The sequence below is a fragment of the Thioalkalivibrio denitrificans genome, from assembly GCF_002000365.1.
GTDB classification, from domain to species: Bacteria; Pseudomonadota; Gammaproteobacteria; order Ectothiorhodospirales; family Ectothiorhodospiraceae; genus Thioalkalivibrio_A; species Thioalkalivibrio_A denitrificans.
This window is the reverse complement of sequence record NZ_MVBK01000083.1, coordinates 1-10208: the sequence shown is the minus strand read 5'-3', so window position 1 is coordinate 10208 and position 10208 is coordinate 1. Positions and strand designations below refer to the sequence as shown.

At 64.2% G+C, this 10208-nt stretch carries 12 protein-coding genes; 6 read left to right on the top strand and 6 right to left on the bottom strand.

Features of this window, described 5'->3' with window-relative positions; all coding sequences use genetic code 11:
* Positions 1-89: 89 nt before the first annotated feature.
* Complete coding sequence (locus B1C78_RS13245; protein ID WP_077279652.1) at positions 90-1013, bottom strand: aldo/keto reductase; 924 nt, start codon at positions 1011-1013, stop codon at positions 90-92.
* Between the two features lie 225 nt (positions 1014-1238).
* Between B1C78_RS13245 and B1C78_RS13240 the strand changes: the two genes are divergently transcribed.
* On the top strand, positions 1239-2099 hold the full coding sequence (locus tag B1C78_RS13240) for a pirin family protein (protein WP_077279651.1): 861 nt from the start codon (positions 1239-1241) through the stop codon (positions 2097-2099).
* A gap of 76 nt (positions 2100-2175) precedes the next feature.
* Entirely contained in the window at positions 2176-3135 is a 960-nt protein-coding gene (locus B1C78_RS13235) for a chemotaxis protein (RefSeq protein ID WP_245795430.1), read from the top strand.
* A gap of 254 nt (positions 3136-3389) precedes the next feature.
* Here the strand turns inward: B1C78_RS13235 and B1C78_RS13230 are convergent, their stop codons facing one another.
* On the bottom strand, positions 3390-3794 hold the full coding sequence (locus B1C78_RS13230; protein WP_077279649.1) for a YchJ family protein: 405 nt from the start codon (positions 3792-3794) through the stop codon (positions 3390-3392).
* 72 nt (positions 3795-3866) lie between these two features.
* On the bottom strand, positions 3867-4229 hold the full coding sequence (locus tag B1C78_RS13225; RefSeq protein ID WP_077279648.1) for a YajD family HNH nuclease: 363 nt from the start codon (positions 4227-4229) through the stop codon (positions 3867-3869).
* A 104-nt stretch (positions 4230-4333) separates the two neighbouring features.
* On the opposite strand from B1C78_RS13225, the gene B1C78_RS13220 reads away from it, so the two are divergent.
* Both B1C78_RS13220 and B1C78_RS13215 read left to right on the top strand, forming a co-directional pair.
* Positions 4334-5665 carry a nucleoside recognition domain-containing protein gene (locus B1C78_RS13220; RefSeq protein ID WP_077279647.1) on the top strand — a complete coding sequence of 444 codons (1332 nt, stop codon included), beginning with the start codon at positions 4334-4336 and terminating at the stop codon, positions 5663-5665.
* A gap of 511 nt (positions 5666-6176) precedes the next feature.
* Positions 6177-6725, top strand: a complete 549-nt coding sequence (locus tag B1C78_RS13215) for a YaeQ family protein (RefSeq protein WP_077279646.1) — start codon at positions 6177-6179, stop codon at positions 6723-6725.
* Here B1C78_RS13215 and B1C78_RS13210 read toward each other — a convergent pair.
* A complete protein-coding gene (locus B1C78_RS13210; RefSeq protein WP_245795429.1) occupies positions 6703-7578 on the bottom strand; it encodes a patatin-like phospholipase family protein in 876 nt (291 codons plus the stop codon). The genes B1C78_RS13215 and B1C78_RS13210 overlap by 23 nt on opposite strands.
* A 299-nt stretch (positions 7579-7877) precedes the next feature.
* Between B1C78_RS13210 and infA the strand changes: the two genes are divergently transcribed.
* On the top strand, positions 7878-8099 hold the full coding sequence (gene infA / locus B1C78_RS13205) for a translation initiation factor IF-1 (RefSeq protein ID WP_077279644.1): 222 nt from the start codon (positions 7878-7880) through the stop codon (positions 8097-8099).
* Between the two features lie 24 nt (positions 8100-8123).
* Here the strand turns inward: infA and B1C78_RS13200 are convergent, their stop codons facing one another.
* Both B1C78_RS13200 and B1C78_RS13195 read right to left on the bottom strand, forming a co-directional pair.
* Positions 8124-8759 carry a DsbA family protein gene (locus B1C78_RS13200; RefSeq protein ID WP_077279643.1) on the bottom strand — a complete coding sequence of 212 codons (636 nt, stop codon included), beginning with the start codon at positions 8757-8759 and terminating at the stop codon, positions 8124-8126.
* A gap of 11 nt (positions 8760-8770) precedes the next feature.
* Positions 8771-9421, bottom strand: coding sequence for a hypothetical protein (locus tag B1C78_RS13195; protein WP_139349937.1), 651 nt, complete (start codon positions 9419-9421; stop codon positions 8771-8773).
* A gap of 66 nt (positions 9422-9487) precedes the next feature.
* On the opposite strand from B1C78_RS13195, the gene B1C78_RS13190 reads away from it, so the two are divergent.
* Entirely contained in the window at positions 9488-10093 is a 606-nt protein-coding gene (locus B1C78_RS13190; protein WP_245795428.1) for a hypothetical protein, read from the top strand.
* The last annotated feature ends 115 nt before the right edge of the window (positions 10094-10208 follow it).

Genomic DNA, 10208 nt, shown 5'->3' with positions numbered 1-10208 from the left:
GTCAGTGGTCAGTGGTCAGCGGAGAATGGTCCGTTGTTCGTGGGTTTTGCAACTGACCACGGACAACTGACAACTGACAACTGACTGCCTCAAAGTTCCGCCAGCATGCGTTCACGCAGCGCCTCGTCGGGCAGTGGGCCCCGGACCGCGCCCATGTTCTGGATCATGCGATCCGCCCGGCTGGTGGCGGGGATGGCGCAGGTGACGGCCGGATGCGAGATGATGAACTTGAGGAACACTTGGGACCAGTACTCGCAGCCAATGTCCGCGGCCCAGCCCGGCAGGGGTCTGCCCTGCACGCGCCGGAACAGGTCCCCGCCCCGGAACGGGCGGTTGATCAGCACCGCGATACCCCGTTCACGGGCCAGGGGCAGGAGCCGCTGCTCGGCGACCCGGTCCATCATGTTGTAGGTGATCTGCACGAAGTCCAGGGGATGCTCGCGCATGATGCGTTCGAAGGCGTCGTGACTGCGGCCGTGGGAGGTGGTGATCCCCAGGTAACGAACCTTGCCCTCCTCCCTCCAGGCCAGCAGGGTGTCCAGGTGGGTCTGCCAGTCCACGAGGTTGTGAATCTGCATCAGATCGAAGCGCTCCACGCCCCACAGCTCGCGTGAGTGCTCCATCTGCTCGATGCCTGCACGCCGCCCCCGGGTCCACACCTTGGTGGCGGAGAACAGCGGCGAAGAATCGATGCGCTGCACGGCGTACCCGAGCACCTCCTCCGAAGAACCGTACATGGGCGACGAATCCACCAGTTGCCCGCCCTGCTCGAAAAAGATCCGCAGCAATTCGGTGCGCTCGTCCCGCAGCGCCGTGTCGTCGCCCACATCAAAGGTCTGCCAGGTGCCCATGCCAATGGCCGACAGGCGCTCACCGCTGGAAGGGATCTCACGGGTAATGACATCGTCTGCCGGCGCGGCGCCCGCCGGGAGCTTCATGAACGGCAACACTCCGGCGCCGGCCATCCACCGCAGGAAACGGCGGCGCGGATAATGCGGACGGGTTCCGGTCATGACAGCTTGCCCTCCTCTGCCCGGGTCACCGCCCGGACGGCCAAGGATGTGACTCGATATGAACACTCAGTACATCACATGTCGAGCGCAGTTCCTTCGGGCCCAGGAATTGTTCCAATAATCGGAACGATGGATTCAATGTCAGGCGATTTATTCCTGTCACGCAAACGCGCAGAATGCAGCCATGACCATGCTGTCTCATCCCTCACAGCACGGAGAACCAACATGAAACCTCGCAGCGTCAGGACCCGAATCGGCGCAATGGCCGTCTCCGACGGCGCCGGTGTGCAACTGCGGCGCAGCCTCGGCACGCCGGCCCTGCGCAACCTTGACCCCTTCCTCATGCTGGACCACTTCTCCAGCGACGACCCGGACGATTATGTGGCCGGATTCCCCGATCACCCTCACCGGGGCTTCGTCACGTTCACCTACATGCTGGACGGCCACATGGAACACCGGGACAGCATGGGCAACCAGGGTGACCTCAAGAGCGGTGGCGCCCAGTGGATGAAGGCGGCCAGCGGCGTGATCCACTCGGAGATGCCCCGCCAGAGCGACGGACTGATGCGCGGTTTCCAGCTGTGGATCAACCTGCCCGCGCAGGAAAAGATGACGGATCCGGCCTACCAGGAATACGGGCCGGAAGCGTTTCCCGTAGCCGAGGAGCCCGGCGCCCGCACAAAGGTCCTGATGGGTGCTCACGGTGATGTGCGCGCACCCATCGATGATTCGATCACCGAGGTCCATTACCTGGATATCGCCTTGGAGGCCGGGGCCTCCATGACCCACGGGCTGCCGTCCGGGCACAACGTCTTTATCTACGTGTACGAGGGTGCCGTCACCGTTTCCGGAACCGCCGTGGATGCGCACCAGCTGGCGGTGCTGCACGAGGGCGACGGCGTGGCGCTGGAAGCCGGACCGGCCGGCGCGCGGGTCATACTGGTGGCCGGGCGTCCCATCGGCGAACCGGTGGTCCAGTACGGGCCGTTCGTGATGAATCGCCAGGAGGAGATCGAGCAGGCCTTTCGCGATTACCAGTCAGGCAACCTCGTACGCGCCCGCGCCAGCATGCAGGGACAGGCCTGACACGGGCGGGCTTTCCCGGCCGCCGGTCCGGGAAAGCCGATGAATGCCGCCTGACACGGACCCCGCAATGGGTACCATGAGCGTCCGCCCTCAGGACGGTCATGAAGCCATGCAGAACGCCCGCTGGGGTTCCAGCCTCGAATCCAACCAGGCCGCCGGCACCCGGCTGGAACTGCTGCTCTTCGAACTGGAGGGGCGACAGCTTTACGGCATCAACGTATTCAAGGTGCAGGAAGTCATCCCCTTCCGCCAGATGACACGCCTCGCAGGCGCTCATCCGCTGGTCAGTGGCATCGCCAACCTGCGCGGCGTGACCATGCCCATCATGGACCTGTCCCGCGCCATCGGCGGCCCGGCCATGAAGGATCCGGAAAGCGGCTACATCATCATCACCGAATACAATCGCTCGGTGCACGGCTTCCTTATCCGGCGCATGGAGCGCATCGTCAATACCCAGTGGGACCAGGTGCAGTCACCGCCCAGAGCGACAGGCCCCGGCGCCTACGTCACCGCCATCACCACGATCGACGACCGGATCGTGGAGGTCCTGGACGTGGAGAAGGTACTCGACCAGGTGGTGCACGCCAGTACGGAGGTCTCGCCGGACCTGACCGCCCGGATCAATGCCGGCGACCGGCACGTCCTGGTGGTCGACGATTCAACCGTGGCGCGCAACCAGATCCGTCGGGCGATGGAGCAGCTGGGCATCCGCTGCACCCTGGTACCGGACGGACGACATGCCATCGACCTGCTGGAGAAGATGATCGCAGAAGGCACGGACGTGAGCGGCCATTTCACCATGGTGGTCTCGGACATCGAGATGCCCGAGGTGGACGGCTATCAGCTCACCACCTGGATCCGCAGCCGGCCCCAACTTGCCGACCTCTACGTGCTCCTGCACTCCTCCATCAGCGGCGTGTTCAACGTGGACATGGTGAAACGCACCGGCGCCAACAAGTTCATCCAGAAATACCACCCGGACGACCTGGCGCTCGCGGTGCAGGAGCGCATTGCCGCGGATTCGCCTGTTGGCTGAGGGCGTTTCTTACCACGAAGCTCACGAAGAACACGAGGAAAAAAGCGTTCCTCTCGCGAAGACGCAAAGCTCGCAAAGAAGGGCAATGAATAGGGCGCCCCATGGGCGCCGCCGCAATTCGATCGAGGGCCACGCGGCGGGCGCGGCCCGCCCTATATGATCCGTATTTCTTTGCGGGCTTTGCGTCTTCGCGAGAGAACATTTCTTCTTTTGTTTCTTCGTGTTCTTCGTGAGCTACTTCGTTAGGGCCTCGCTCAATCACCCACATCACCGTCCAGGTAAACCCAGCGGCCGTGCTCTCGGACGAAGCGGCTGGTCTCTTCCAGGCGGTGTGCGCGTCCGCCGAGCTTGTGACGTGCCACAAAGCTCACGGTACCCGTGTCGTCTGTCGGGCCACCCGCGTGCACGGAGCGCACCTTGAGGCCCAGCCATTTCACCCGGTCATCGAGATTCAGCCGAGCCGGACGCGTGCGGCTGTGCCAGGTGGCCAGCAGGTAGCCGGCGTCGGCGCCCACATAGGCGGTATAGCGCGAACGCATCAACTGCTCGGCCGTCTCGGGCAGGGCGGCGCCGGAGAGAAAACGGCCACAGCAGGCCGCGTAACTGTCGCGGCTGCCGCAGGGACAGGGATCATTTGAACTGTGGGTCGGCGCAGACATGCACGGCCCCGTAGGAGCCCGGCCCTCCGGGCGAACCTTTCCAACTCCGCGTTCGCCCAGAGGGCTGGGCTCCTACTTCAGGAGGTCCTTGAGGCCGGCGAAGGGGTTGTGGGTAGCCCCCTTGGCGGAGCGTCCGGACTGCGCGCCGGTGGGATTCGCCTCGGCCTCCAGCAGGCGCTGGTGCTCGTTGTCGTGGCAGTACAGGCACAACAGTTCCCAGTTGCTGCCGTCGGGCGGATTGTAATCGTGGTCGTGGTTGCGGTGGTGCACCGTGAGTTCATGCACGTTGGCCCGGGTGAACTCCCGGCCGCAGCGCCCGCACACCCAGGGATACATCTTCAGGGCCTGCTCCCGGTAGCCCTGCCCCCGCTCCAGCGCCTGACGGCGCGCCTCGGCCACCACCTTGTCCAGTCTCGACTTGTCCTCACCGCTCATCACAGCACTCCCGTTCCCAACTCAAGGAACCATAACACTCAACTGACAACTGACAACTGACAACTGACAACTGACAACTGACAACCCAAGTATAATCCGCCCCCATGAACGTCATCTTCTTCGCCCTGGTGGCTATTGCGTTCGCCACCGCCGCATGGCACCAGCTGCGCTGGGACGGCGAAGGGGAAGCGCCCATGGCGCAGCTGACAGGCGGCGTGATCGATGCCGCCGGGGGCGCGGTGGAACTGGCCATCGCGCTGATCGGGGTGATGACCCTGTTCCTGGGCCTGATCAAGGTGGCCGAGGCGGGCGGGCTGCTGGCGATTCTCGCGCGGCTCATCCGTCCGCTCATGGTGCGCCTGTTTCCGGACGTGCCGCCCGAGCACCCGGCCATGGGTGCCATGATCCTGAATCTCTCCGCGAACATGATGGGGCTGGGCAACGCCGCCACGCCGTTCGGCATCCGCGCCATGCAGGCCCTCAACCAGCTCAACACCCGCCCGGGAACCGCCACCGACTCCATGGTGCTGTTCCTGGCCATCAACACATCCAGCGTCACCCTGCTGCCCACCGGCGTGATCGCCCTGCGTGCCGCGGCAGGCTCCTCGGATCCGGCGGCCATACTGCCCACGACGCTGTTCGCCACCCTGTGCGCCACCATCGCGGGCATCACGGCTGCGTTCTTCTTCCGGCGCCTGTTTCCGCTGCCGGCTGCGCCCCCGACACCGCCGTCGGACGGCGACACGGAGCCTCAACCGGCAAAGGACCCCTTCGCCCTTCCGGAGGAACCGACGCAGGAAACCACCGCCATGCCCCCGGACGTGGACCGCCCCTATCCGGGCTGGGTGTCGGCGCTGGCGCTGCTGGGATTCCTGGCGCTCATCCCGCTGTCGGTGCTCTACGGCCAGGCCATCGCGCCATGGATCATCCCGAGCCTGGTGCTGGGCTTTCTCACTTTCGGGCTGCTGCGCGGCGTGCGCATCTACGAGGTGTTCGTGGAAGGCGCGAAGGAAGGCTTCTATGTGGCCGTGCGCATCATCCCCTATCTCGTCGCCATCCTGGTCGCCGTAGGCATGTTGCGCGCAAGCGGCGCCCTGGGCGCCTTCGTCGCCTTTCTCGGCCCCATCACCGGCCCGCTCGGCCTGCCCCCCGAGGCGCTGCCCATGGCGCTGCTGAGGCCGCTTTCGGGATCCGGCGCCTACGGCATCATGGCCTCTATCATCAACGACCCTGACATCGGCCCCGACAGCTACGTGGGCTACCTGGTCACCACACTGCAGGGCTCAACGGAAACCACTTTCTACGTGCTGGCCGTCTACTTCGGCGCGGTAGGCATCCGCCGCCTGCGCCACGCCTTGCCGGCCTGTCTGACCGCAGACCTGGTGGCCATCATCGCGGCAGTGATAGCGGTCGGCGTCGTTTTCGGGTCGCTTTGATAAACCACGAAGCTCACGAAGGACACGAAGAAACAGAAGACGAAAACAATGTCCTCTCGCGAAGACGCAAAGCCCGCCAAGAAAATCGAATTCAATGGGGAGGCCACGTCCGCCGCTCCGGATTCGTTCAGGATTCGACGGCGCCCACGGGGCGCCCTATATGGTGCTGCTTTCCTTTGCGTGCTTCGCGCCTTCGCGAGAGAAATGTTTATGGAAATTCAGGTGTCCCCCGCCGAAGGGCGTTCAACCACGAAGCTCACGAAGAGTACGAAGAAGAAAGACGAAAACAATGTTCTCTCGCAAAGAGCGCCAAGAACGCAGAGGAAATCAATACATAGGGCGCCCCGTGGGCGCCGCCGAAATTCGATCGAAGCCGGAGCGGCAGGCACGGCCCGCCCTATATGAATCGTTTTTCTTGGCGGGCTTTGCGTCTTCGCGAGAGGACATTGTTTTCGTCTTTCTTTTCCTTCGTGTTCTTCGTGAGCTTCGTGGTTAACAGGAGAAATAACCGATGGCATTGAAGGCCACCATATTCAAGGTGCAGTTGCAGGTGTCGGACATGGACCGGGGGTATTACGGGAGCCATGCGCTGACGGTGGCGCGGCATCCCTCGGAAACCGACGAGCGCATGATGATGCGCGTGCTTGCCTTTGCCCTGTTCGCCGGCGAGGCACTCGAGTTCGGCAGGGGGCTGTCCACTGATGACGAGGCGGATCTGCTGGAGCGCGATGCCACGGGACAGATCCTGCGCTGGATCGACGTGGGCCTGCCGGACGAGCGTGACATCCGCAAGGCCTGCGCGCGGGCGCATGAGGTGACCGTCATCGCGTACGGACGCACTGTGCAGTCATGGTGGGATCGCAACCGGGGCAAGCTGGAGACGCTGGAGAATCTCGCGGTACTGGCATTGCCGCCGGACAGTACGGCCGTGCTGGCCGGTCTCGCTGCCCGCGGCATGGAAATGCAGTGCACCATCCAGGACGAACTGGTCTGGATCACTTCGGGCAACTCGACGCTGGAAGTCGAACCAATCCGGCTCAAGACTTCCCGAGCCGCTTGACAAGTTCCTCCCTGAGAGATGTCTGCGCCGGGCGCGCCTGCTCGAAGATCTCCTCGAAGCGATGGAATTCCAGCACGCGGACGTCCCGGATGTCGGGCCGCACCAGGATATCCGGTTCCCGGTATCTGAGCTTTTCGCCGATGATGGCCGCCTGCATGATCTGGAAGGTGCTGAAACTGGTGTCAAAGTATGACACCGCTCCGGATTCCTCCGGGGTGCGCGTACCGAGCACGTCTACGGCAATCACGATGTCACAGTCATCCCAGAGCAGGTCGTAAGGCAACGGGTTGGTGAGACCGCCGTCCACCAGCACTCGGTCATCGAGAGTCACCGGCGAGAATAGACCGGGCATGGCCATGCTGGCGTTGACCGCGGGCCAGAGGTCGCCGGATGCCATGACCACCTGCTCCCGTGTCCAAAGGTCGGTGGCCACCACCTGTAGCGGCACGTCCAGTTCCTCGAACGCCTCGCGTCCGGTCACCTCTTCAAGAAATGCCAGGAAGGCATCCGCCTTCATCAGTCCGCCGCCGCCCAGATCCGGTTGCAGAAAACGTATCGTGCGGGCCAGATCCTCCTCCAACAGCGCACGAAACCAGTTCTCGTCAGCGGAGACCGTCAGTCGGTCGATATGCGCGTGGATGTCTGCCGCGGACAACCCGCTTGCGTAAAGTGCACCCATGATGGCGCCGATACTGGTGCCCGCAACACGGTGTACTCGGAGGCCCAGATCATCGAGGACCTCGAAGACCAGCACGTGCGCAAGACCCCGCGCCCCACCGCTGCCGAGGGCCAGGCCAATGCGGGCTTCCCCGCCGGACCGGGCCACCAGGGGCAGGAGGGCACCTGCAAGCATGAGTTTGAGCACGCCGCGTCGCGCTGCGTCAACACCCTCCGGTTTCCGGTGGACATGAGCGCGTTCTACCGCCCCTGAAAGAGCCTTGTCATTCATGTATAATGCTTTTTTTGTCGCCTGACTGAAACGCATCAGAAATTTACCAGCATCGGCAATCGCGAACCGATTGCCCGTCCAGAACACCACCCCGCAGGTGGTCCTTTTGCAGTGTCGGCCAGCCGGGCCGGCCAGTCAGCTTGCTCAACCCATGAGTGTAGGGGAAGGTCCGCAAGGGCGTCCCGTACGCAAGAGGAGATTTCATGCCCAAAGAAGATCTGATCGAAATGGAAGGTACCGTCACCGACGTCATGCCCGACCAGCGTTTCCGCGTGGAACTGGACAACGGCATGAGCGTGCACGCCTACGCCTCCGGCAAGATGCGCCGCTACCGCATTCGCGTGGTGGCAGGCGACAAGGTCAAGCTGGAGATGTCCCCCTACGACCTCACCAAGGGTCGCATCAGCTACCGGCACAAGCACTGATCAAAGCCGCCGACCGGCACCGGCTCATTCACCGCGGGCCAACGCCAATGCATCCGTGATCGCCCCGAGCATGGGCCGCGCATCCAGGTAATCAATGGGGATGTTCGTCAGCCCCTGGTCCGTTTCAAGCACCAGGCTGGGGAAGCTGTCCGCGCCCATGCCCCGGGCCCGGGCGATCTCCTCGTCGAGCCGTGCCTGTGTCTCCGGCGCGTTCAGCGCCGTGGCAAAGGCCGCCGTGTCCAGTCCCAGTTCTCCGGCCAGGGCGATCAGTGTCTCGTCATCGGCGGGATTGCGCGCCTGAAGATAGTAGGCCTCCTGGATGGCCCGCGTCATGAGTCGGTCGTTGGCGGCACCCTGCCGGCGCGCCGCAATCACCGCACGGCAGGCAGGATACGTGGCACGCCGCGGCGTGCAGATGTCCCAGAAGCGGAAGTTGAAGCGGGTGCCCGGGACACGCGCCTCAATATGGCGCCAGGTGGATTGCAGGTATTCGCGCATCTCCGCCGGCATGGGCTCATCCGAATCCGGCGCCAATCCGCCCAGAAGCCGCGTCACCGTCACCTCGGCGGGCAACCCCTCCTCCAGCGAACGCTGCACCTGCGTAAAGGCCCAGCACCAGCTGCACATGGGGTCGTGCACGAAATGGAGCGTGGCGGACATATCACCTTCCTTCACAGAAAACGCCCGCAACCCGAATACAGCCTGCCGCCCACATGCAGCTCGGCGCGAGTGTCGAAGGCCTCGCCGCTCATGCTGTCATGACACGCTTCCCGGAATATGTGAAGACGCACCGATTTCTGATCTGCACGGCCTTCGAATCCCTCCGGCATTTCAAGCACGCGACTGGTGGACACCTCCAGCGTGCGCTGCCCGTAATCCAGGATAACCCGCATGGACGGCGCGATACCGCCATCCACCTCCACCACCCATCCGGGCTCCTGACCGACGGCACGGTAATGGACTCCCCGCTCCCTCGCCACCACCCAGGGAGAGCGGGCGGTGGTGACGCTGCATTCAACGGGCCCGGCGCCGGCGAGGTGAAGTTCGGCGCCGTCCGCATGTGGCCGGAACACACTGTTGTCATCCGCGATGTACGCCGATCTGTCCGGGTGCCACTGCAAGTCGAGATTCCGGTCCGGCAGCATCAGGCGCAGATGCCCGTTACTGGAACGGGCCTCCACACGCACATCACCACATTGATACATGGCCGTACCCGCCACGGCAGGCGGCTCCGTATGTGACTGGGGATCGGCACAGCCGGTCCCCAGCAAGATCGCCGCGAGGATCGACCACCTCGCGACAACATGCAGACCACACTTCATGCAGACAATCCTCGCTTGGGATACCATCAAGTGTACCCTGCCCCCGCAACCACTCTGGAGGTTACCGTGTCCCGCAGATGCCTCGTGTCCTTCGTCTGTTCCGCCGTGCTTGTCGTGGGCGCCCAGTCGGCCACCGCCCAGCCCCCGCCCACCGGCATCGGCAACGGCGCCGACGGTCCGAGAGGCATGCCCACCGAAACACGGCCCGACCGACCCCGCGGATTGGAAGAACGGCGCGGTGGGCGACAGGATGCGCAGAATGAAGAGATCGAACGCCTGCGCCGAGAACTGGAACCCGAACACCGCGACCGGGCCGGGCGCGTACACGAGCGTTTCCGCTGGGAGGAACGCGAGGCCATCGGTCAGTGGTACCGGGAGCGGGAAGCGCGCCCCTCGCCGGGGGTGGCCTCCGGGCAACGGGAACTCCCCCCCGGCCTGCAGCGCCGCCTGGCTCGCGGGGGCGATCTGCCGCCCGGATGGCAGCGCAAGGTGGAGCGCGGTGAAGTGCTGAGCCAGGAACAGGTGCGCCACGGGAGGCGCGTCGACGAGGAACTGCGCCGGCGCCTGCCCCCGCAGCCCGACGGTACCGTGATCATGGAGACCGAAGACCAGGTGATTCGCGTCCTGGAAGCCACCGGCGAGGTCCTCGACGTCCTCGGCATCGGGCGCTAGCCCGCATATTTCACCAAGGCGGCCGGCGGCTTCGTGTAAGCTTCTGAATACGTGGCATCAATCGACGTATCTGGCCGAAATGCCGAGGTGACAGTCTGTACCTCCGCCGCCGGCC

Coding starts and splice junctions, on each gene's coding strand:
- B1C78_RS13220 (WP_077279647.1), top strand. CDS start 4,334: ATGAACGTCATCTTCTTCGCCCTGGTGGCTATTGCGTTCGCCACCGCC.
- B1C78_RS13235 (WP_245795430.1), top strand. CDS start 2,176: ATGAGCGTCCGCCCTCAGGACGGTCATGAAGCCATGCAGAACGCCCGC.
- B1C78_RS13230 (WP_077279649.1), bottom strand. CDS start 3,794: ATGTCTGCGCCGACCCACAGTTCAAATGATCCCTGTCCCTGCGGCAGC.
- B1C78_RS13225 (WP_077279648.1), bottom strand. CDS start 4,229: ATGAGCGGTGAGGACAAGTCGAGACTGGACAAGGTGGTGGCCGAGGCG.
- B1C78_RS13240 (WP_077279651.1), top strand. CDS start 1,239: ATGAAACCTCGCAGCGTCAGGACCCGAATCGGCGCAATGGCCGTCTCC.
- infA (WP_077279644.1), top strand. CDS start 7,878: ATGCCCAAAGAAGATCTGATCGAAATGGAAGGTACCGTCACCGACGTC.
- B1C78_RS13215 (WP_077279646.1), top strand. CDS start 6,177: ATGGCATTGAAGGCCACCATATTCAAGGTGCAGTTGCAGGTGTCGGAC.
- B1C78_RS13195 (WP_139349937.1), bottom strand. CDS start 9,421: ATGAAGTGTGGTCTGCATGTTGTCGCGAGGTGGTCGATCCTCGCGGCG.
- B1C78_RS13200 (WP_077279643.1), bottom strand. CDS start 8,759: ATGTCCGCCACGCTCCATTTCGTGCACGACCCCATGTGCAGCTGGTGC.
- B1C78_RS13210 (WP_245795429.1), bottom strand. CDS start 7,578: ATGCTTGCAGGTGCCCTCCTGCCCCTGGTGGCCCGGTCCGGCGGGGAA.
- B1C78_RS13245 (WP_077279652.1), bottom strand. CDS start 1,013: ATGACCGGAACCCGTCCGCATTATCCGCGCCGCCGTTTCCTGCGGTGG.